The organism is Pelagimonas sp. (assembly GCF_058892305.1).
The window spans coordinates 20,348-42,747 of record NZ_JBZXVN010000047.1 but is presented as its reverse complement, the minus strand read 5'-3'; the positions used below and the strand labels follow the sequence as shown (position 1 = coordinate 42,747).

Here is a 22,400-nt window from a genome sequence, read left to right as displayed (position 1 = left end):
GCGCATTCACGGTCGATGACCGCGCGGGTTTGGATTTACAGGGTTTCGCGGTCGGTTGCATCAAACTGCCCAACCCATTTGCGCAGGCTGAAGATGTCGAAATAGATCGACATGAGCGACGGGAACACCAGCAACACCAATAGCATAGACGCCAAAAGCCCAAATGCGACCGAAATCACCATCGGAACCATGGTTTGAACCTGTGGGCTTGTATCAAGGATCAACGGCACCAACCCGGCAAAGGTGGTTGAGGTTGACAACAAGATCGGGCGGAACCGCGCACGCACCGCATCCAATGACGCAGCAACATAGTCATCGCCTTTCAAATGGGTTTGGAAGAAGGTCAGGAACAAAATAGCGTTGTTCACCACAATCCCAGCCAGAGACGCAAAACCGATCAAGCTTGGCATCGACATATCAACCCCAAGTGCCCAATGACCCAAGATCGTACCAATCAAAGCAAAGGGAATCGAGAGCATCACAACAATAGGAAGGGTGTAGGATCGGAATTGAAATGCCAGAACCATATAGACCCCTACAAGCCCCAACAGCAAAAGTGAGCCAAGCGAAGATTGGGATTCATTCTGTTCTTGCGTCGCGCCACTAATCCCGACGGTGACACCGGGATAGTCTAGTGCCAATTGGGGCGCGATATCGTTGGTTACAACCGCCGAAATCTGGGCCGACGTGACAACTGCGTTGTCGATTTGCCCGCGAATGCGCGCCAAGGCCTGACCATTTTTGCGCGTGATTGTTGGATAGCCGCCTGCAAGCACCATATTGGTGACCGAGGCCAAAGCGACTTGTTTCCCATCGCCAACGGTGACGGGGAACAGCTCGATTTCCGTCAGGTTTTCAATAGCATCATCAAGTTTCACCCGAACCGCCATGTTGGATTGAGCCGAGCGGAAACTGTCGGTTTTAGCCCCTTCAAAGGCACTTCGAATTTGACCGGCCAGTCGTTGGGGCGTGAGGCCAATCGAATAGCCATATTCATTGAGGGTCAATTGAACCTCTTGGCGCCCGCCATAAAAGTCTTGCGACGCCTCAACCACATCGGGCCGTGACAACAATGCCGCCAGCATTGCGTTTGACGCAGATTCCAGTTCGTCCAAATCATAACCGGTAAGCTCAACATCCAAATCATAGCCGCCCGGACCCATTTCGGATTGAGTAAAGGACGATTGTATCAAATCAGGGATCGGGCCCGCCGCTTCGCGCCACGCCTTCAAAACCTCATCAGCCGCGACATTGCGTTTGGAGCTTTCCAAAAGGTCCACGGTGATCGTCGCGGTGTTTGAGCCATTGTCGTAAACATCACTATTCACCGCATATTGCACCAAGGCGCGTTCAACCAACGGGGCCTGATCTACGGTGTTTTTGCTGTATTCCGTATCGACAACAGCGAGTCCGGCCAACAATTGATCAACGGTTTCAATGGTGCGATCGCGCGAAATGCCCGACGTAAGAGAAAAGCGCGCGGTGATGGTATCCCCTTCGGTCGCCGGGAAGCCGATCAATTTGACGGTGCCTGACGCCATCAACCCGATGGACAAAATCAATACCGCCACAACCGAGCCAACGGTCAAATAGCGCACGGCCACCAACCGGGTGGCAATCGGCAAGACGATGCTCTCTTTGAACCGCTCCATCCATCGCACCGCAAAACGGTTGTCGTGATCCTCGACCGACCCTCCGGAGTGACTCAGGTGATGGGGGAGGATCAAAAACCCTTCGATTAGGGACAGCGCCAAGGTGATCAAAAGCACAAATGGGATGTATTTGAGAACCTGACCCATTTGCCCGGTCAAGAACATCAATGGCCCAAACACACTTGCCGTTGTCAAAAAGGATGACACAACACCCGGCATGACCTCGGCCGTGCCGCGGGCTGCGGCCTCGATCGGGCCAACCCGGTGGCGCCATTTATCGATGTTTTCGGCGATGACAATGCTGTCATCCATGATCAAACCCACCGCCATCAACAAGGCAACAAGAGTGATCATGTTGATGGTGATGCCAAGCACACTCATCATAAACAGGGTCCCCAAAAACGACACAGGAAGCGCCGCGGAAATCCACAAAGCTTCGCGCAGAGAAAAGAACAACCACATGGTCGCAAAGACCAAAACCAAGCCAATTCCGATGTTTGTAAGGATCAGCCGAAGCCGTTCCTCAACCACTTCGGTCATGTTGTTGGTGACTTCGAGGTTGAACGGGGCGGGATAGGCGGCGCGTTCGGCCTCTAGAACTTTGCTGACTTGTTCGAACACTCGGATGCTATCCGCATCCTTGGCCTTGGAGACCGAGATGATTGCCGCCTGATTTCCATTGATAAAGGCTTCGATATTTGCGTCTGTGTCTTGCATTGTGATGTCGGCAAGATCACCCAGACGGACAAACCCGCCAGAGTCATCTTCCAGAACGATCAAGTCCTGCAATTCGGCGACGGATCGGCGGGTATCGGCATAGCGCAACACCACGCTTTTGTCGGCAAGGTCGGCGGTCCCCAAAGGTTGCGCAAGGCTGCGGGCCTGAATGGCATCAATGATGTCGCTGGAAGAAAGGCCAAATCTATATAGGGCGGCCTGATCGAACACGACCTGCAATTCCCGGTCGGTGATCCCCGATACGCTGGTCTGCGCGACGCCGTCGAGGGCCAACAAACGATCGGCAAGCTGATCACTGTATTCGCCGAGCCCCTGTTTACCGGTGATCCCGGACACCGCCACCATTGCAACCAAATCGGTGCGGGCTTGAATTTCGACAATTGGCGTTTCGGCATCAACCGGGAGGTCATTGACCCCAGACACTGCGGCAAATACGTCATTGAAGAACTGAATGATATCTTCGCCTTCCGCCAGTTCAGCGGTGACTGCGGCACGGCCATCCATCGACAGGCAGGATTGTTCCTCAAGATTGGCAATACCGGTTAGGGCGTCTTCTAACGGGGTACATATGTCCTCATCAACGTCGCGTGCAGAGGCACCTGAGTAAACAACCGTGACCCCAACTTTTGAAGCCGTGAATTCGGGAAATGTTTCCCGCTCAATCGTGTTGATAACAACGGCCCCAAGAATGCAAATGATCACCATCAAAAGGTTGGCGGCGACCGGGTGCCGGACAAAGTAATTGATCATATTACTTGTCCTGCTTGTGCGGCGAGGTGTCGACCAAGGTCAGCTTGAGACCCGGAACCGGTGGGCGCGGGCTTCCCAAAATCAACGTCTCTGACCCGTTCAACCCCTTTCGAACCAAGATGTCCCCGCCAATCACTTGCCCGGTTTCAATGTCGCGGATTTCGAGACGGCTTGCATCATTGGCGAGATAAACAAATGGATGACCATCATCGGCCAAATGTACGGCATGGCGTGGGATGGCGATCACCTTACCTTGCGGCTCGGCGGTCAAAACCACGCTAACAAACGTTCCCGAATGCAACGGCGGACGGGCAAGGCCCGGCGTGAGTTTCAGCGGCTCTGTGACCTCAACAACAATTCCCATCGCGCCGGTTTCGGCGTCCATGGTGCCGCGCAAACGGACGATCTCGGCCGGCCAGTCAGCGGTGATTTCGGCGCTATTCAACGTGACTCGTGCGGTGATCCCCATTGTCTTCATCAGCGATGTAAATTGACTAGTTTCAACCACCTGCCCCGGCAAAAAGACCGCTTGCGGTCCACCAAACATCAGGCTGGCAAAGGCGCGTGGTTGGAACTCGGCGACCACTTCGGCGGTTTCGGTGCTTTCCAAGGTGATCAGGTTATCGCCCGTGCGAACGAACTGACCGATTTCGGCGTTGATGTCGGCCACCCGCCCGCGAAATGGCGCAACGATTTTGGTCTTTTCAAGCGAGCGTTCTACCTCTTTCAACTCCGCTTGCCGAACCGCCAATGTGGCCTCTAGCGACGCGCGCTGTGCCGGATACAGGGCCAGCGTGTTGTTGAGGCTCGCGAGCGATGTTTCTTGCGCTAGAAGGGCCTTTTGAGCGGTATCCACCGCTGCTTGCGTTCCTGTTCCGCGCTCCAACAAGGCCTGAACACGCTCATATTCGGCCTGCGCCACCGCCAAGATCCGCGTTTCAAACGCGCGCAAAGAAATTGAGTTTTCCTCTTGTCGCGCCAACTCCGCCAATTGGGCCGTAACATTTTCAATATTGGCCTGCGATTTTTGACGCGACAGCTCATAGTCGGTGCGATCAATGGCAATCAGGTTTTGACCTTGCTCGACAATGCTTCCAATATCCAACCCGTCTGGCTCTTCGACGACGCGCCCTTGGATTTCAGATATCGCCGACCAGCTTTGTCCTGCCTCAACCCGGCCAAAACCAATGGCGGTGCTCGACATTTGACGCGGTTCTACCGTTTGAACCCGCACCACAACTGCCGTCTCTGGCAACGCCTCGATCTCAGGGGCGGGACGGTTTGTCATCCAAATGAACCCCGCGATTCCGGCGGCAACAGGGGGAATAAAAAGCAAGGCGCGAAGGGTCATGATGTGCTCACGTTCTGATGTAGACATGGCTGATGTGAAAAAGGGGCAAAAGCCGGGTTACCACGGCTTCAACGTATCTCAACAAGAGTTCCGTCGAAATAATTAGCGAGTTTCGCGACAGAACCTTGGGTCAACAGACCCCAAGCTAGGTTCGAACAAAATCCGCAACGCAAGCTGTTCCCGACTTGCCCGAGAAAAACCAGTCAACCTCTTCCTGCAACGGGATGATTTCGACGTGTTACCGATCAAGGTCGAGCAGGTCACTAAAGTTGGCGATAGTGTCGCCCCATGCCACACCACGCAGGCCCGCAATTAGGACGCGTTGCTAGGCCCCGATCAGGGTCGCACCCAAGACGTCTTGATCCGCCATCTTGCAACGGGTTGGGAGGATCAACCCCTCAAGGTTAGCTCTTTCAACCGATCCGAACCTATGGTCAAATGCCTCGAATGTCAGCGCACTAGGGATGTTTCGCGGCGCGTTGCCGTTGGTGCTGGCGCACCGAAAATGAACATCCAGTGAGGCGTCAAACAAAAGGAAATGTTATGAGATTAGCGCGATATGGGGACCGATGGGGGTCCAAAATCCCTTGCATTTTGGACGCAGATGGAACGCCCCGCGACGCGTCGTCGATTGTTGCAGATTTCGGACCACGGACCTTGTCGGCCGAGCTTTTAGAAACACTAAAGGCAACCGATCCAACTTCGCTGCCGGTCGCGGATGTGGCGGACAAACGTTTGGCCCCGCCGGTCGCGCAACCCTTTAACATCTGGTGTGTTGGGTTGAACTATTCTGACCACGCCGCCGAGGCGGGCATGGACATTCCCGCTGAACCGATCTTGTTCAACAAATCCACCGCAACCTATTGCGGGGCCAATGATGACATTCTCTATAGCCCTAAAATGACCAAGCTGGATTGGGAAGTTGAGCTTGGTATTGTGATCGGAAAACCCGCTCTGAACATCACCAAAGACGACGCGATGGACCATGTCGCCGGGTTTACCCTTGTCAATGATCTCAGCGAACGCGCGTGGCAGCTTGAGCGCTCTGGCCAGTGGGTCAAAGGCAAAAGCTTTCCCAATTTTTGCCCGACGGGTCCGGCTTTGGTGACCCCGGACGAGATCGCCGATGTGCAAGCCTTGGGCATGTGGCTTGATGTAAATGGCGAGCGCAAGCAAACCGGAAACACCGGCACGATGATCTTCGATGTAGCAACCATTGTGAGCTACATGTCTGAATTCACCCGGCTTGAGCCTGGCGATCTGATCTGCACCGGGACACCTCCGGGTGTTGGGGCGGGGATGGACCCTCAGCAATGGCTCAAGATCGGCGACAAGGTGACCCTTGGCATTGATGGACTAGGTGAGCAAACCCAGACAGTTGTCGCACTTTAAAGGACGCATGAAATGGCAGATCTGACTGGTAAAATCGCGGTTGTGACCGCCGCAGGGCAAGGGATTGGCCGCGCCATTGCAGAGCGTCTTGTTGCGGATGGGGCAACGGTGTTTGCCAGCGATCTGTCCCCGGACCTTCTAAAGGGGTTGGCTTGCGACACTGCAGATATCGACGCAACGGACGCCGAGGCGGTTGCCGCCTATTTCGCCAGAATTCCACGCATTGATATTCTGGCGCATTGCGTCGGCTATGTGCACCAAGGCACGATCGAGGAATGCGGCCCGGAGGATTGGCGCCGGTCGCTGTCGATCAGTCTCGATAGCGCCTATTACGTCTTGGCCTCGGGCATTCCACAGATGAAAACCCATGGCGGCAGTGTGATCACAATTGCGTCGGTCGCCAGTTCGATCAAAGGTTTCCCACGTCGTGCCGCCTATAGCGCCGCCAAGGGCGGGGTGATTGGGCTTACCAAAGCGGTGGCGGCGGACTATTTGCAAAATGGCATCCGCGCCAATGCGGTATGTCCGGGCACCGTCGATAGCCCAAGCTTGCAAGCCCGCATGGACGAACTTGCCGAAACGCTAGGAAGCCGCGACAAAGCAGAAGCGTTCTTTTTGGACCGCCAACCCAGTGGGCGGCTTGGCACACCCGAGGAGATTGCCGGCCTTTGCGCCTATTTGGCCAGCGATGAAAGCAAGCTGATCACCGGCCAAGCCTTGGCAATTGATGGCGGCATTATGATTTGAGACGGGTCAAGCCGAAGATCCATCGCATAGGATTGTGGAGTTTATTGTCAGATTTCACGCTGACAAAACGCACCTGTCAATAACCTGCGACTTTGACCCGGATCGCAAACACATTTCGGAACGTGATGACACATGACAGATTTTGCAACCTTTCCTAGCCTTGCGGGCAAACGGGTTTTTGTCACCGGCGGGGCCACCGGAATCGGAGCCGCCGTGGTGCGCGCCTTTGTGCAACAGGGGGCTCTCGTTGGTTTTGTGGACATAGCCGAGCGCGAAGGCACCGATGTTGCCCAAACAACCGGCGCAGAGTTTCACCAAGTTGATGTAACGGATACCGCCGCGCTCAAATCAGCGATTGCCGACTTTGGCACCGTTGATGTTTTGGTCAACAATGTCGCCAACGACACCCGCCACGATTGGCGGATGGTCACCCAAGACAGCTGGGATGCGACCTTGGCCGTCAATCTACGACCGGCGTTTTTTGCCATTCAAGCGGTGGCGGATGGCATGATGGCCCGTGGACAGGGGAGCATCATCAATTTCGGGTCGATTTCGTGGAAGGTCAAATTTGGCTCCTTGCCGGGCTACACCACCGCCAAATCCGCCATTCATGGGATAACAAAATCTTTTGTCACTGAGCTGGGCGCACATGGTGTCCGGATCAACACAGTGCTGCCCGGATGGGTGATGACCGAACGCCAGAAACAAGAACACTGGAGCGAGGAAGGGGCCAAAATGCTGGCCACCAACCAACCGCTTCGGGGTGAAATCCAACCCCAAGACGCGGCGGCACTGGTGTTGTTTTTGGCGGCCGATGACAGCCGGATGTGTACCGGACAGGAGTTCACGATTGATGGCGGATGGACATGATCCGCCCCCCAAAAACACGATAATATCTGACGAAGACCACCCTCGAACCGAGCGCGATGGCAAGATCGGAACAGACAGACGGGATCGCCTGTCTGGCAAACCTAAACGGATCGCGTGGGTCACCACATCGTTGACCGGTATTGGCGTTAAAACTGTCTGCTCCGCGGTGACCAAGGGGGTGATGTTTTCAACCGGAGCCACGCTTGACCAACCTGGTGGGCGCGCCCAAGGGCCGTTGATATCTGGTCAGTGGCGCGCGTTGCGGATTTCCGCAGGACAGAGACTATTTCGCTGGCAATTTCCTTCATAGGCAAGGCCGTGCACTTACGCGATGTTCTGGCCCATCATCAACGTATGTATCTGGGAGGAGCCACACATGCGCACCCTAATGACTCGGACGGCCGTCGCCGCCCTGACCCTTGCCTTTGCCACCGAAGCCATGGCCACAGAATGGAACGTGTCCCTGTGGGGCAAACGCCGCGCGTTCACCGAACACGTCGAAAAGCTGGCCGAGCTGGTCAACGAAAAGACCAATGGTGAGTTCACGCTGAACATCTCTTATGGCGGTCTGTCCAAGAACAAAGAGAACCTTGATGGCATCTCTATTGGTGCGTTCGAAATGGCTCAGTTCTGTGCCGGTTATCACCGCGACAAGAACCCATCGATCACCGTTCTCGAATTGCCTTTCCTCGGCGTGACATCGCTGCGCCAAGAGGTCGATCTGTCGATGGCCGTGTATCAACACCCCGCCGTCATCGAAGATCTGGGCCGCTGGGAAGCCACCCTTTTGATGCCATCACCCCTGCCGCAGTATAACCTTGTTGGTGTCGGCGACGCGCCTGCAACCTTGGCGGATTTCACCGGTCTAAGCGTACGTGCCACCGGCGGTATCGGTGCCGCCATGGAAACCATCGGCGCCGTCCCAACATCCATGTCGGCGTCTGAAGTGCGTCAAGCCATGGATAGCGGCATCGTCAAGGCGGTGAGCTTTGCGCCGCACGCCCACATGTCCTTTGGCACCATCGAAAACGGCACTTGGTGGACAACCAACCTTAATCCCGGCACCGTGAATTGCCCGGTTGTGGTCAACAATGACGCGCTGGCCGATCTGTCGGACGAACATCGCGACGCCCTGCTTGGGTCCGTTGACGAAGCCTTGGATCACTACATTTCGTCCTATGAAACCAAGACCATGGACGCTTGGGGCCCAGCTTTGGAAGAGCGCGGCATCACCTCCGTGACCTTCACCGATGAAGAACTGGCCGCCTTCAAAGACGCGGCTGCGGCCCCTGCCGCCGCGGCTTGGATCGAAGACAACACCGCACGCGGTCTGCCTGCGCAAGAACTCTATGATCTGGTCACCGGCATGATCGCCGAGGCCAAATAAGCCTGCCCCCCTGCGTCCCTAGCCCACCTAGGGGCGCAGCTTTCTAACTCCCCGAAATCTCAAATGCAGGAGAACCAGCCATGGCCGGGTCTTCCCTAGTGCTGTCCGATGACAGCCAGTTAAGCAAGCTTGATCAGTCTCTGTATCGTGTTGAAAGCGTGCTCGCCCTTGTCAGTGGTCTTGCGGTTTTCTCACTTATGGTGATGGCGGTGTTTTCCGTTGGTGGGCGCAATCTCATCAATCACCCTCTCCCCGGTTATGTCGATTGGATCGAACAGGCCATGCCGTTGATCGCCTTTATGGGCATCTCTTTTGCCCAGCGTGACGGCGGTCATATCCGCATGGATATGCTGGTTGGCGCGCTCAAGGGGCGCAGCCTCTATATTGTCGAATTTGTCACAACGGCGGTGATCCTCTTGGTGATGGTTCTGCTCGTCTGGGGCACTTGGGCGCATTTCGACCGGAGCTTTGACTTCTCGGCCCCCATGTGGAGCCGCGACAGTTCGATGGATATTTCCCTGCCGCTTTGGCCTGCCAAACTGCTCGCTCCGGTGGCGTTTGGCGTGCTGTGCCTGCGCCTGATGTTGCAGCTCTGGGCCTATGGCCTCGCCATCCTCTTCAACGAATCCAAACCCATCGCCGTGCCGCTTGTGGCCGACGCCGCCACCCAAGCCGCGATGGAAGCCGAGCATGTCTCGGGCCACGATAGTTAAGGACAGCTGACATGGAACCTATTGATATTGGCCTGATCGTATCGGGCGGCATGCTGGTGCTGGTTGTTCTGGGGATGCGCGTGGCCTTTGCCGCCGCCGCCGCCGGGTTGATTGGCCTCGTTTGGATCTTCTGGGCCAAGTTTGGCTATGACCCCGACCGTTTTGGCAAGGCCGTAACCGTCGCGGTGAAGACCGCCGGCCAAGTGCCGCATTCCAAAATTTCGTCGCAAGCGCTGAGCTTGATCCCGACCTTCATCCTGATCGGCTATCTTGCCTATTACGCCGGTCTCACCAAAGCCCTGTTTGAGGCCGCAAAACGCTGGTTGGCATGGGTGCCGGGCGGCCTTGCCGTCTCAACCGTCTTTGCAACGGCGGGGTTTGCCGCCGTCTCCGGCGCCTCGGTTGCCACTTCGGCGGTCTTTGCCCGCATCGCCATCCCCGAAATGCTCAAAATCGGCTATGACAAACGCTTTGCCGCCGGTGTTGTTGCGGCGGGCGGTACTTTGGCCTCGCTTATTCCACCTTCTGCGATCCTCGTGATCTATGCGATCATCGTCGAACAGGACGTCGGCAAACTCCTCCTCGCGGGCTTCATCCCCGGTGCCTTTTCCGCCGTAATCTATGGCGGGTTGATCGTCGGCATGGCATTGGTCATCAAAGACTTTGGCCCCCCCGTCAAAGGCTTCACTTGGAAACAGCGTTTTGAGGCACTCCCCCCGGCGCTGCCCATCGTCATCGTCGTCTTCACCATCATCCTGTTCGTCTACAACCCGTTTGGCGGCGACGCATGGGGGACGCCGACCGAAGGTGGCGCAATCGGGGCCTTTGTTGTCTTCCTCATGGCTCTGTACCAAGGCATGCGTTGGTCAGAATTCAAAGACGCCCTTCTCGAAACCGCCAAGCTAAGCGTGATGATTTTCACCATCATCTGGGGCGTGTTGATCTATGTGCGCTTCCTCGGTTTTGCCCAACTTCCGGCGGCGTTTTCCGACTGGATCACCGGCCTTGAATACTCGCCCATGCTGATCTTGATCTGCATCCTGCTCGCCTACGCCGTGCTTGGCATGTTCATGGATGCCATCGGGATGCTTCTCTTGACCCTCCCGGTTGTCTACCCGGCGGTCATGGCCCTAAACGGTGGCGAAGCCGTCGCCGCAGCCGATAGCGCATTCGGCATGTCGGGCCCGATGTGCGCGATATGGTTCGGGATCTTGGTGGTGAAAATGGCCGAGTTTTGCCTGATCACGCCACCCATCGGCCTCAACTGTTTTGTGGTTGCTGGGGTGCGCGATGATCTAAGTGTCCAGGACGTGTTCAAAGGCGTAACGCCATTCTTCCTCGCGGATGCCGCGACCATCGGCTTGCTGATCGCCTTCCCATCCATTGTGCTTTGGTTGCCGTCCTTGGCATAACCCAAACGGGGCCGCTGCAATCCCTGCGGCCCCGGTTTACAAAACGTCCAACGACACTTTGACCCGGTCCATAACGACCGAGGTATTGAACCGGCTAATATTGGATTCATCAAAGAAATAGCGCTCTGTAAACGCTTCATATTCCTTGATATCCGCCACCGTCAGGATCAACAGAAAATCCGCCTCGCCGGTGGTGTAATAGCATTGCTGAACACAATCCGCGCTTTGCATCTTGCGTTTGAACGCCTCAAGGTGCGCGCGGCTTTCGCGTTCCAAAATGACCTCGGCGATGATGGTCATCTCACGCCCCAGTTTCGCAGGATTGAGAACCGCGATTTCCCGGTCGATAACCCCGCTGTCCCTAAGTTTCTTCAACCGTTTTTGAACGGCTGGTGCCGATAGGCCAAGTTGCAGGCTGATCGCATCCGCCGTCAGGCGGGCGTCTTCCTGTACCATTTTCAAAATCTCGAGGTCTTTGTCATCCATGTGACGAAAATCATCGCAAACGCGGCGCTAGGCAATCTTTTTCCTCCCAAATCCGGCGAAAATCGGCGTCTCATGGCCAGATTTTTGCGCTACGACTTAGGGTAACTCAGCACTAGGATACCTTTATGTTCGCCACATTCGCCGCCGCAGCTATTGAACACACGCCCGGATCGCCGTCCCCGGCAAAGGCCGCTTATCAAGTCTTGAGCCCCGAGGATTTTACCGCTGCGCAACAAGAGATCATGGCTTGGGATGGCTATGCCGCAACTCCGTTGGTTGCTTTAACCGGATTGGCCGACACGCTGGGTGTTGCGCGGATCGACTACAAAGATGAGGGGCCGCGATTTGGCTTGGGCAGTTTCAAGGCGCTTGGCGGGTCCTACGCCGCGATGCGCGTGCTCCAGCGCGAAATCGGAAAAGCAACCGGGCAAGCGGTTTCCTTGGAGGACATCCGCAAGGGCCATTTCAAGGAAGACTGCGCCAAGATCACTTTGGTGTCCGCCACCGATGGCAACCATGGCCGCTCATTGGCTTGGGGCTGTCAGCGGGTTGGGGCTCCGTGCCGAATTTATATCCACGCCGAAGTCAGCGAAGGCCGCGCCACAGCGATGCGTGATCTTGGGGCGGATGTTGTGCGCATTGAGGGCGACTACGATGCCTCGGTCCATCTGGCAAAACAAGAGGCCGAGGACAACGGTTGGTTTGTGGTGTCTGACACGTCATGGCCCGGATATACCGAGCCACCGCGCGATGTGATGGCGGGGTATGGCGTGATGACCCGCGAAACCTGCGACGAGTTAACCGCGCCGCCAACCCATGTGTTTTTGCAAGGCGGCGTCGGGGGATTGGCCGCTTCGGTTGCCGCCGCTCTGCGCCAGTATTACGGTGACCAATCCCCGCGCGTGGTGATCGTTGAACCTGACCGCGCCGCCTGTTTGTTTGCAAGCGCCAAGGCGGGCGAGGCCACCACCGTCGCGATTCACGACGAAACCATCATGGCGGGCCTCTCCTGTGGCGAACCCTCTTCTATGGCTTGGGACATTCTCGCAGAAGAGGCGTCAGATTTCATTGTCATCCCCGATAGCATCGTTGCCCCAACCGTCCGGCTTCTCGCCCGCCCCGCCTTTGGCGATCCGGTTATCAACGCTGGCGAAAGCGCGGTTGCCGGGCTGGCCGCCGTGATCGCAGCGCGCCAAGACGAAATCCTATCGGAAACGCTAGGCTTGGATGCCAAATCGCGGGTGCTTTTAATTGGCTCCGAAGGCGTCACAGACCCTGAAATCTTCCACGCAATCCTGCAAGGGGCCGACCATGTCTAAGGCCCCGCCGCGTGGATTTTCCGACTTCGAGTTTGAACGCCGGTTGCATGCCGCGCAGACTCTGATGGGCGCGCACGGGTTGGATGCCATGCTTTTGATGAGCGAGGCCGAACTACGCTATTTCACCGGGTTTCACACGCTCTTTTGGCAAAGCCCAACGCGGCCTTGGTTTCTCGTTGTTCCTGCGACGGGCAAACCCATCGCGGTCATCCCCGAGATTGGCGCGGCGTTGATGCGCAGCACATGGATCGACGACATCCGCACCTGGAGCGCACCAGCCCCCACCGACGATGGCATTACCCTGCTCACCGACCTTCTTCACCCTTTGGCACAAAAGGGCAAAACGCTTGGCGTGCTAAAGGGGCATGAAACCGGATTGCGGATGCCGCTTGGCGATTATGAACGTTTGATCAAGGCGTTGCCGGGTCTAACAGTAACTGATGCCACCGGGCTGATCCGCCGGTTGCGGATGGCGAAATCCGAGGCTGAGATTGAAAAGCTCGCCCATATTTGCGCCATCGGCTCTCGCAGTTTCGCCGCCATGCCCGATATGGCGCGGCCCGGCGTCCCTTTTGACGATCTGTTCCGGGCATTTCGGCAAGAGGTGCTTGCTCAGGGTGCCGACGATGTACCGTACCTCGTCGGTGGTGCCGCGCAGGGCGGGTATGTCGATGTGATTTCCCCGCCAACCGCCAAACCCTTGGCCAAGGGTGATATTGTCATGCTGGACACCGGTGCCACATGGGACGGGTATTTTTGCGATTTTGACCGCAATTTTGCCATTGGACAGGCCGATGATCAGTCGCGCCGAGCCTATGACGTGCTCTGGCGCGCCACCGAAGCCGGGCTGGAAATGGCCCGCCCCGGTGTGACCTGTTCCGAGTTGTTTCATACGATGAGCAAGGTGATCCGCGAGATGGACAAGCAAGGCGGAGACGTGGGCCGTTTGGGTCATGGCTTGGGCATGCAGCTTACCGAATGGCCCTCTCATGCGGCGTTTGACGACACAGCGATTGAGGAAAACATGGTTCTGACGCTGGAACCCTCGCTTGGGTATGGCGATGGGCGCATTATGGTGCATGAAGAAAACATTGTGATCCGCGCCACCGGCGCCGAATTGCTGACAAAGCGGGCCGCGCCAGAATTGCCGGTGATCTAAGGGGCCAAGATGAAGTTAGATTTCGACACCGATGATGGGATCGGAACGCGCGCCACATTTGGGGCCATCGTTCTTGAAACGGACGAAACGCTTGAGCCTGAGTTCGCGCGGATGATGGCGCTGGATGGAGTCGCTCTTTACCATAGCCGCATCCCCATGGTGTCTGACATCCGCCCTGAGACACTGGGCAAAATGGAGGCCGACCTACCGGCCGCGGCGCGTTTGCTTCCGCCGTCCTTGGGGTTTGATGTGATCGGCTATGGCTGTACGTCCGCATCAACTGTGATTGGGTCCGACCGTGTGGCCAAGTCCATTCAATCCGTCTTTCCCCGCGCCAAAGTCACCGACCCGCTCAAAGCCATCATTGCGGCGTGCCAAAGCCTCAAGGCCCGGCAAGTCGGATTTATCACACCCTATATTCCACAAGTATCGCAGCGGATGCGCCAAAAGCTCGAAGATGCGGGATTAGAGATCAGGTGCCTTGCTTCATTTGAAGAAGGCGATGATCCGACCGTGGCCCGCATTTCCCCCGCCTCGATTGTGCGCGCGGCTGAACGTGTCGCCGAGCACAGCCCCTGTGATGTGATCGTAATTTCCTGCACCAACCTGCGCTGTCTCGACATCATTCCAACGCTTGAAGACCGGCTTAACCGTCCGGTTATTTCCAGCAATCAGGCCTTGGCATGGCATATGCAACGTCTTGCCGGAATTGACGCGCCACACCCGCAATTCGGTCGGCTGTTTGGGTGTGACTTACTGCAATAGCACCCTTTTTGACCCCTATAACTAAGGTTTATGCGCGTCTTTCTTGGGTTTGAAGGGGGGCGCTACAAACTTTTGGCTGATGGCCAACCCCAATCTTTTCCGCTTGTTAAAAGGCGACAGGATCGACCTAGTCTGGTGACAGCCACCGCGGTCCTTGCCGACATACCTCCGTGGCCTGCCACGCGAACAACCGTGTGATCCCGGTCGACATGGTTATGTGCAGAAGGTGTTTTCCTGCTGCATTTTCGCTCATCTCGGGCGGGCCGAGACCAATCAATCGCGTGCCAATTCAAGCCGAGGCACCCACAGCAAGTTTGGAAACAAGATGATGCCGCCTTTTTCTCCTGCCCGCAATCATGCCGAAGAAATTGCAAATGTACGGGCCGGTTTTGCACCAAATTCACTGAAGGCGAAACCACAGGCCCTCACCCTGCGAACCGCCCAAATCAGAATGACGGATCGCCCGGGTGCCCGCACGATGGGCCTCTCTGCCTCCAATCGCTGCGGTCAGCGATCTGACCAATCCCCGGCGCGCTTTTTCGGATCGGTTTGACCAACCTTCGCAAACCATTCCCTTCCGCCCAATAGGTGGCGGTTTTTGATGAATGGCGTTTCTGACAAAACACGCTATGATTGCACCGATTAAAGTGGACATAACACCATGTGGACAGGACCCCAAGCCGCAAGACCGGACCGCATTCGGCAGTTTTTTCTGGCTTTAACGGTAGTTTTTTCCTGTTTTTCTCCGGTTTCCTCAGGGGCGCAAACCGTCAACAACGAGATCATTCAAGAGCTGGCCGATCAAGGGTTTTCAGTTGTGTCGACCCGCTACACATGGTTGCGCCGCATTGTTGTTACCGCCAGCGATGGGACATTTGAACGCGAATTGTTGATCACGCGCGGCACGGGTGTAGTTTTGCATGACAAATGGCGTCGTGTCGATACGCCCGCCCAGAGGCCTCGTGTTCGCCAGAAAAACGATGATCGTGACAAAAGGCACCCGCCGCCACGACGGACGGGGCCAAGGCCGGGCGATGGTCCGTCACATCCGCCAGAGGACCGTCCCAAATCTCGACCAGAATCTCGTCCTGAATCTCGGTCTGGGTCTCCGCCAGGACCACCACCGGCGGATAAGCCGAGCCCAGGCAACAGATGAAATATATCCAACCGACAGGTAACCGGGTTTGGGAGGTTGCCGATTGAAACGATCTAGTCTGCTACTCTGGCTTGTTGTGGGAATCCAGGTGCTTTGCGCCGGGGCCTTTGTCGTGAGCTTGGCGCTTTCGGTCTTGGGAATGCAACGCACCGAAACCAGTTGGCAAATGCGCGAGGCTTTGGAAATCGCCGCCAGCATCGGATTGATATTCGGAGCTGTTTTAGGAGTTTTTTCGGTTCTTCAGGCCCGACGCAGCCAGCATCAGGCAGAACAGGCGCTCCGCTCTGCGGCGGGCGCATTTGCTGTGACGGTTGACGAAAAACTGGTGGGGTGGGGCCTGACCAATGCCGAAAAAGACGTGGCATGGTTGGTGATCAAAGGGTTTTCAACCAAGGAAACCGCCGATCTGCGCGGCACCAGCGAAGGCACCGTCAAATCGCAATGCAATGCGATTTATCGCAAGGCCGGGGTCAAAGGCCGGGCACAGCTTTTGTCAGGTTTGGTCGAAGATTTGCTTTTATCGTCAGACGATTGAGGGGTGGTCAGGCGCTGTTCCACTCCTTGGGCATAACCGGGGTAAGCTCTAGCAACTTCTGGGTATAACTGGCCTGTGGCGTTTCAAACAAAACCTCCGATGGGCCAAACTCTTCGATACGGCCATGGCGCAAAACCACCATATCATCGGCCATCTGTCGCACGACGGCCAGATTGTGACTGATGAAGAGGATTGTTAGGCCAAACTTTTCCTGTAAGTCTTTCAGCAGGTTGAGGATTTCGGCCTGAATGGACACATCCAAGGCCGATGTCGGCTCGTCACAGATCAAAAACCTTGGTCGCGCCAACAAAGCCCGCGCCACGGCGATCCGCTGCCGTTGACCACCGGAAAACTGATGCGGGTATTTGTCGATTGCATCTGGGGTCATGCCAACCAGATCAAGCATATCCGCCGCCAAAGCGCGGCGTTCGTCTTTGTCGTGCACAAGGTCATAAAGCCACAGCGGCTCGGATAGGATGTCACCGATGCGGTGGCGGGAATTGAGGCTTGAATAGGGGTCTTGAAAGACCATTTGGATCAACTGTCGCGACGGGTGTCGCCGCCCGCGCGCCTTGCCGGTTGGCAAGGGGTCACCGCCCAATTTCATCTCGCCACCGCTTGGCGGCACCAGCCCTGTGATGGCTTTGGCCAGTGTCGATTTACCCGATCCGCTTTCCCCGACAAGGCCAAGAATACTGCCCGGTTTCACCTCGAAACTCACGGAATGCAGGGCCGTAAACGGCTCGGGGCGCCGGAACAAAGAGGTGCGCACACCGGGGAATTGCACCTGAAGCGTGTCGATGGTCAGGCCGATTTCGCTCTGTTTCTGACCTTGCAACAACCATTGCTCGGCCCGCGACACGGCCCCATCGCTGTCATGGGTTTCTTCGGGAACGCGAAAGCGGCGCAGCTTGCGATCAAGCGGCGGAACCGCATCCATCAACCCGATTGTATAACTCTCTTGCGGGGCCCCTAAAACCTGTGCCGTTTTGCCAGTTTCCACCACACGGCCCCACCGCATAACCGTGACGCTATCGGCAATTTGTGCAATAACGCCAATATCATGGGTGATGAGAATAAAGCCGATTTTGCGGGTATCCGCCAAAGTACGGATAAGGTCCAGAACCTGACTTTGCACCGCAACGTCCAAGGCGGTGGTGGGTTCATCCGCAATGATCAATTCCGGATTGGTACAAAGCGCAAGGGCAATCACCACCCGTTGGCGCATCCCGCCGGAAAACTGGTGCGGATAGGATTTGATCCGTTGCGCCGCGCCGTTGATCCCGATTTCTTCCAATAGGTCGATGGCGCGGGTGCGGGCGGCGGTTGTGCCGATATTCTCATGGGCTTGGATGGTTTCAATCAGCTGATCTTCCACCGTCATCAGCGGGTTCAAGCTTGTCTGCGGGTCCTGAAAGATCATCGAGATGCGTTTGCCCCGCAGCGCGTGGGCCTCGCCGGGATCAAGAGCGCGCAGATCGGTGTCCCCCAATCTGAGGTCACCCTCAGCGATATATCCCGGCGTTTGCAATAGCCCAATAATCGCGGCGCCAACGGTGCTTTTGCCAGCGCCACTTTCTCCAACCAAACCGTGAATTTCCCCCGGTTGGATACGAAGCGACACATCTTTGATCGCGGTGATGTCGCCAAAGCGTGACGGGAATTTGACCGTGAGGTTTTCAACAGTAAGCATCAGCGCAACCTCGGGTTAAAGACATCGCGTAGGAAATCCCCAAGGATGTTGATCGACACCACAAGCGCCACAAGAAACAGGGTCGGAATCCACAAAATCCACCATTCCCCCGACAACATGAACTGCATCCCGATCCTGATAAGCGTCCCGAGCGAGGGGCTATCAGCAGGCAAACCAATGCCAAGGAAGGACAGCGTCGCCTCCAGCAAAATGGCTGAGGCCAGATCAACGGTCATTATGACCAAAAGCGGCCCGAGGATATTGGGCAGAATATGCACAAACATAACGCGGATGGGGCGCTGCCCCATGATAATCGCCGCCTGCACATATTCCTTTTGCATCTGCACAAAGGTCGAGGCGCGCGCAGTACGGGCAAAGTTGACCCAAAGTGACAAGGCAATCGCCAAGGTTAGGACCGCGATCCGCAGGTCTTGCTGCATATCGGCGGGCAACACGCCGCGCGCAATCCCGTCAATCAACAGCGCGGTCAAAATCGCCGGCAGGGCAAGTTGTATATCGGCAATGCGCATGACCACGGCGTCAAACCGCCCGCCGTAATACCCCGCCGCAAGCCCAAGACCCACGCCAAGCACCGTCGCAATCACCATGGCCGACAACCCGATGATCAATGATAGTCGCGCGCCATAAAGAATTGATGAGACCATATCGCGGCCCTGATCGTCGGTTCCCAGCAAGAATTTCGGGTTTGCCCCGTCTTGCCAGACCGGCGGCAACAACCCGTCAAATAGGCTAAATGAGCCAAGATCATAGGGGTTCACCGAGGCAATCCACGGGGCAAAGGCCGCGCCTATAAATGTGAGCAAAGCCACCAAAGCCGCGAGCATCGCGGCGGGTGAATGGATAAAGAGCCAGACCCCTTCGGAACGTTTCAGAAACTCTTTCATGACACGTCCTTGATCCGCAATCGCGGGTCGATTGCCACATAGAGCAGGTCAACAATCAGGTTCACCAGCACAAAGAAAAACGCGATCACCACAAGGTAGACCCCCATAACCGGGATATCGACAAAGCGGATCGATTCAAGGAACAAAAGCCCCATTCCGGGCCATTGAAAGACGCTTTCGGTGACGATGGAAAAGGCAATGACGCCGCCAAATTGCAGGCCAATGATGGTGATCACCGGCACCAACGTATTGGCCAGCGCATGGCGAAAATAGAGCCGCCCCATCGGCACACCGCGCGCCGTGGCAAAGCGGATATAATCGGATCGCATCACCTCCATCATCTCGGCCCGGACCAATCGCATGGTCAACGTGAGCTGATAGACACCAAGCGTCAGCGCCGGAAGGATCAACGCCCGCCAGCCATCCACCGTAAAGAAAGAGCTTTCCCAACCGCCAAGTTGTACCGTGCCACCGCGCCCAAAGGTCGGCAGCCAACCCAGCTGAACACCAAACAGGAAAATCAACATGATCCCAATGACAAAGGTCGGGATCGACACCCCTATCAAGGTGGTCATTAGGATGGTTTGGGTTACGAACCCACGCGGACGCAACGCCGTATAGACCCCCGTGGGAATCCCAACGAGCAATGAGATCAACAAGGCGACAATCCCAAGCTCCAAAGTCGCCGGAATCCGGGTCACGATCATCTCGGCCACCGGCTGACGAGTCCGATAAGAAAAGCCGAAATCACCCTGTAGCAAATTGCCCGTAAAACGCGCGAATTGCAGGACAAACGGGTCGTTTAGCCCCAAGTCCTCACGAAGGCGTTCTTGATCCTCGACCGATGTTTCGACGCCGGTCATTTGACTGACCGGATCGCCGACAAATCGGAACAGGGAAAACGCCAGAAAGGCGACGGCCAGCATCACAAAGACCGATTGGGCCAGCCGTTTGAAAATGAAATAGACCATAACCGCGTTGAACGTCCCGTCCCTTTAGCCCCTCCGGCACCAATCCGTCCCCTTCGCGGTTTCGTCTTTCCACAAATATCCCAGGGTGAATTGGTCGTCTTGCGACCAAGAGGGGCAGCACCCCTCTCGACCTGTGTTTCACAACCGACGGCGCGGCTTAGTTCACAGTAACCCAGCGCAACATAAAGAAGTTGTCGGCGCGCTGTGTCAGGTCAACATTGTCCTTGGCGGCCCAGATAAGCGGCTGGGTGTAAAGCGGGATATAGGCCACTTCGGATTGGGTGGTTTTGACAACCTCATCAATCATCATCTGCCGTTTGGCCGGGTCGATTTCCTGCTGAATCATCGGCAGCAACTCATCGACGCGGGCGTTAGAATATCCGCCAAAGTTCCACGAGCCGAGCTTTTTGTCGTTGTCTTGGGTATGCATCAAGAAACGGATCGGATGTTCCATATCAAAGGTGCCCGGCGACCAGCCCAGCAGATACATATCAAAGTCATCTTCGCGCAGCTGGGGCCAATAATCACGCACTGGTCCGGTGCTCAGTTCGGCCTTGAGACCGACGGCAGCAAACATCGACGCGGCGGCGCGGCACACCGCTTCGTCATTGATGTAGCGATCGTTGGGGCATTTCAGGCCAAAGGAAAACCCGTCCGGGTAACCGGCTTCGGCCAACAATTCCTTGGCCCGATCCGGGTTGTAGTCCGGGCGCGAGGAATTTGCCTCGGAGTAGCCGGAAATATCCGCCGGAACCAATTGCGATGCCGGCTCAATCTTGCCCCGGAACAGAACCCGATCAATCGACGCCACATCAATGGCATGCGCGGCGGCCAAGCGCACGCGCGGATCGGCAAAGGGGTTGGCGTCGCTCACATCCGACGAATAAAGCAGCTTTTCATGCTCGTGGCCAAAGCCAAACATGATGACGCGGGTTTCTCCGCCTTCAAGAACTTTGAATCCGTCGCGGCTCTCGACTTGGGCAACGTCCTGCAAGGGGATCGGCTGAATAAAGTCGATTTCGCCGGACAAAAGCGCCGCCAATCCGGTGGCGGAATTGCCGATGGGCGTAAACACCGCTTCGGTTAGGTTGTGCCCGGCTTCATCCCACCATCCGGCATGGGGGGCGAGAACGGTTTTCACGCCGGGGTCGCGGCTTACCAATGTGAACGCGCCGGTGCCGTTTACGTTCATCGTCGCAAAGTTTTCAGCGTCGCGGGCGGGCAGGGCGGCGTCGTTGGCTTCGGCCCAGCCCTTGTCCAAAATCATGAAGTTGGCGATGCTATCCGGGAACAGCGGATTGGGCGCTTTGGTCACAAAATCAATGGTGTAGTCGTCGACAACGCGCACGTCGGCCACGGGCGCAAACCAGCTGCGCACATCGGCGGCCTCGTTCGAGGCGCGTTGATAGGAAAACATCACGTCCTCGGCGGTAAAGTCCGATCCGTCCTGAAACTTGACGCCCTGACGCAGGTTGAAACGCCAGCCGTCTTCGCCCTCAAGCGGTTCCCATGACGCCGCCAATGACGGTTCGATCGACATGTCCTGGCCGCGGCGCACCAAGCCTTCGTAGATATTGTTCAAGAAGGAAAGAACCGGCGCAGAATTCACCGCGTGCGGGTCCATCGTTTGAGGGTCCGTGGTCGACGCCCACCGCAAGGTTTCAGCCGAAGCAGAGACCGAAAGGCAGATCGCGGCGCTGGCCAAGAGGGTGGAATTTCTGAAGGTGTTACAAGTCATGACGTCTCCCCATTTTGCTCTGATCGGCACAAACAGCGTGGCGTTTCCGGTGATCACGTCAAGGTTAACTTGTATGGAAAATGCGTGTTTTTGGACCAATTGGTCAGCAAACCAATCAAAACAAAGTGATTTGCCACAGCTATTTGTGTTTCGGGACGGCTGCGCTCCAATCCGCCACGGTACCGGTGCCGATCCGCTTTAGAAGGTCAATCAGTTGCTCAACATTGTTTTCTGACAGATCTCGCAGGTAGGGCCGCATGGCCGTTTGGATCAAATCGGGCGCAGTGTTACAGGCCTCGTAGCCAAGCGCCGTTGGCTTTACCGCCTGACCGCGCCCGTCCGCGCGGTTTGGTGTGCGGATAACAAAGCCATCTTTTTCTAGCCGTGAAATGAGACGCGACGCCGTGGTGCGTTCCAATCCAACAAATTTGGCGATCTGGCTTGGCGCTTCTATTCCTTCAAAGCGAATGCAGGCCAAAACCGTCCAAGACAGGCGGCTTAAACCAATATCAATCAACGCCCCATCAACAGAGGTTTGCAAGATCAAGGCCGCCCGACTGAGGCAATAGCCAAGGTTATCCTGCGCGCTATAGCTTGAAATTTCCTTACTCGGTTCCACAGTAGACCCAAAAATAAACGTGCTTGATGAACGTAAAATCAT

The 22,400-nt window shown here is 56.4% G+C and carries 19 protein-coding genes; 10 read left to right on the top strand and 9 right to left on the bottom strand.

The features are described from left to right. Positions 1 to 35: 35 nt before the first annotated feature. Together AC5EFR_RS18835 and AC5EFR_RS18830 are read right to left on the bottom strand one after the other, a co-directional pair. Positions 36 to 3,140 carry an efflux RND transporter permease subunit gene (locus tag AC5EFR_RS18835; protein WP_493577280.1) on the bottom strand — a complete coding sequence of 1,035 codons (3,105 nt, stop codon included), beginning with the start codon at positions 3,138 to 3,140 and terminating at the stop codon, positions 36 to 38. A gap of 1 nt (position 3,141) precedes the next feature. Then, positions 3,142 to 4,518, bottom strand: a complete 1,377-nt coding sequence (locus tag AC5EFR_RS18830; RefSeq protein ID WP_493577279.1) for an efflux RND transporter periplasmic adaptor subunit — start codon at positions 4,516 to 4,518, stop codon at positions 3,142 to 3,144. Positions 4,519 to 5,034: 516 nt separating this feature from the next. Here AC5EFR_RS18830 and AC5EFR_RS18825 point away from each other — a divergent pair. The 6 genes from AC5EFR_RS18825 (at position 5,035) to AC5EFR_RS18800 (ending at position 11,012) form a co-directional block, all read left to right on the top strand. Continuing rightward, a complete protein-coding gene (locus AC5EFR_RS18825; protein ID WP_493577278.1) occupies positions 5,035 to 5,883 on the top strand; it encodes a fumarylacetoacetate hydrolase family protein in 849 nt (282 codons plus the stop codon). 12 nt (positions 5,884 to 5,895) lie between these two features. After that, the gene (locus AC5EFR_RS18820) at positions 5,896 to 6,630 is read left to right on the top strand and encodes an SDR family oxidoreductase (RefSeq protein WP_493577277.1); all 735 of its coding nucleotides are present in this window, start codon (positions 5,896 to 5,898) and stop codon (positions 6,628 to 6,630) included. A gap of 132 nt (positions 6,631 to 6,762) precedes the next feature. After that, positions 6,763 to 7,500, top strand: coding sequence for an SDR family NAD(P)-dependent oxidoreductase (locus AC5EFR_RS18815; RefSeq protein ID WP_493577276.1), 738 nt, complete (start codon positions 6,763 to 6,765; stop codon positions 7,498 to 7,500). Positions 7,501 to 7,876: 376 nt separating this feature from the next. Next, on the top strand, positions 7,877 to 8,887 hold the full coding sequence (locus AC5EFR_RS18810; protein ID WP_493577275.1) for a type 2 periplasmic-binding domain-containing protein: 1,011 nt from the start codon (positions 7,877 to 7,879) through the stop codon (positions 8,885 to 8,887). Between the two features lie 80 nt (positions 8,888 to 8,967). Next, positions 8,968 to 9,600 carry a TRAP transporter small permease subunit gene (locus AC5EFR_RS18805; RefSeq protein ID WP_493577274.1) on the top strand — a complete coding sequence of 211 codons (633 nt, stop codon included), beginning with the start codon at positions 8,968 to 8,970 and terminating at the stop codon, positions 9,598 to 9,600. A gap of 11 nt (positions 9,601 to 9,611) precedes the next feature. After that, positions 9,612 to 11,012 carry a TRAP transporter large permease gene (locus tag AC5EFR_RS18800; RefSeq protein WP_299923389.1) on the top strand — a complete coding sequence of 467 codons (1,401 nt, stop codon included), beginning with the start codon at positions 9,612 to 9,614 and terminating at the stop codon, positions 11,010 to 11,012. A 36-nt stretch (positions 11,013 to 11,048) separates the two neighbouring features. Here AC5EFR_RS18800 and AC5EFR_RS18795 read toward each other — a convergent pair whose 3' ends face one another. Next, positions 11,049 to 11,498 carry an Lrp/AsnC family transcriptional regulator gene (locus tag AC5EFR_RS18795; RefSeq protein WP_299923386.1) on the bottom strand — a complete coding sequence of 150 codons (450 nt, stop codon included), beginning with the start codon at positions 11,496 to 11,498 and terminating at the stop codon, positions 11,049 to 11,051. Between the two features lie 125 nt (positions 11,499 to 11,623). Here AC5EFR_RS18795 and AC5EFR_RS18790 point away from each other — a divergent pair, with 125 nt between their 5' ends. From AC5EFR_RS18790 to AC5EFR_RS18780, 3 genes are read left to right on the top strand one after another with little or no spacing between them, the layout of a single operon-like run. Beyond that, positions 11,624 to 12,817, top strand: coding sequence for a diaminopropionate ammonia-lyase (locus tag AC5EFR_RS18790; protein ID WP_493577273.1), 1,194 nt, complete (start codon positions 11,624 to 11,626; stop codon positions 12,815 to 12,817). Continuing rightward, positions 12,810 to 13,976: a M24 family metallopeptidase gene (locus AC5EFR_RS18785; protein ID WP_493577272.1), complete on the top strand. Its 1,167-nt coding sequence runs from the start codon at positions 12,810 to 12,812 to the stop codon at positions 13,974 to 13,976. Before AC5EFR_RS18790 ends, AC5EFR_RS18785 begins: the two co-directional genes overlap by 8 nt. A gap of 9 nt (positions 13,977 to 13,985) precedes the next feature. Further along, the gene (locus tag AC5EFR_RS18780; protein ID WP_493577271.1) at positions 13,986 to 14,741 is read left to right on the top strand and encodes a maleate cis-trans isomerase family protein; all 756 of its coding nucleotides are present in this window, start codon (positions 13,986 to 13,988) and stop codon (positions 14,739 to 14,741) included. 893 nt (positions 14,742 to 15,634) lie between these two features. On the opposite strand, the gene AC5EFR_RS18775 is transcribed toward AC5EFR_RS18780, so the two are convergent. Next, positions 15,635 to 15,865, bottom strand: coding sequence for a hypothetical protein (locus AC5EFR_RS18775; protein ID WP_493577270.1), 231 nt, complete (start codon positions 15,863 to 15,865; stop codon positions 15,635 to 15,637). A 75-nt stretch (positions 15,866 to 15,940) separates the two neighbouring features. Between AC5EFR_RS18775 and AC5EFR_RS18770 the strand changes: the two genes are divergently transcribed. Continuing rightward, positions 15,941 to 16,432 carry a helix-turn-helix transcriptional regulator gene (locus AC5EFR_RS18770; protein WP_493577269.1) on the top strand — a complete coding sequence of 164 codons (492 nt, stop codon included), beginning with the start codon at positions 15,941 to 15,943 and terminating at the stop codon, positions 16,430 to 16,432. A gap of 7 nt (positions 16,433 to 16,439) precedes the next feature. Here the strand turns inward: AC5EFR_RS18770 and AC5EFR_RS18765 are convergent, their stop codons facing one another. From AC5EFR_RS18765 to AC5EFR_RS18745, 5 genes are all read right to left on the bottom strand, one after another. Further along, complete coding sequence (locus AC5EFR_RS18765) at positions 16,440 to 18,125, bottom strand: dipeptide ABC transporter ATP-binding protein (protein WP_493577268.1); 1,686 nt, start codon at positions 18,123 to 18,125, stop codon at positions 16,440 to 16,442. Beyond that, positions 18,125 to 19,030, bottom strand: a complete 906-nt coding sequence (locus tag AC5EFR_RS18760) for an ABC transporter permease (protein WP_493577267.1) — start codon at positions 19,028 to 19,030, stop codon at positions 18,125 to 18,127. Before AC5EFR_RS18760 ends, AC5EFR_RS18765 begins: the two co-directional genes overlap by 1 nt. Further along, positions 19,027 to 20,001 (bottom strand): ABC transporter permease, encoded by a 975-nt coding sequence (locus tag AC5EFR_RS18755; RefSeq protein WP_493577266.1) that lies wholly within the window; start codon positions 19,999 to 20,001, stop codon positions 19,027 to 19,029. Before AC5EFR_RS18755 ends, AC5EFR_RS18760 begins: the two co-directional genes overlap by 4 nt. 157 nt (positions 20,002 to 20,158) lie before the next feature. After that, positions 20,159 to 21,739, bottom strand: coding sequence for an ABC transporter substrate-binding protein (locus AC5EFR_RS18750; RefSeq protein ID WP_493577265.1), 1,581 nt, complete (start codon positions 21,737 to 21,739; stop codon positions 20,159 to 20,161). A gap of 139 nt (positions 21,740 to 21,878) precedes the next feature. Next, the gene (locus AC5EFR_RS18745; protein WP_493577264.1) at positions 21,879 to 22,358 is read right to left on the bottom strand and encodes a MarR family winged helix-turn-helix transcriptional regulator; all 480 of its coding nucleotides are present in this window, start codon (positions 22,356 to 22,358) and stop codon (positions 21,879 to 21,881) included. Positions 22,359 to 22,400 lie beyond the last annotated feature (42 nt).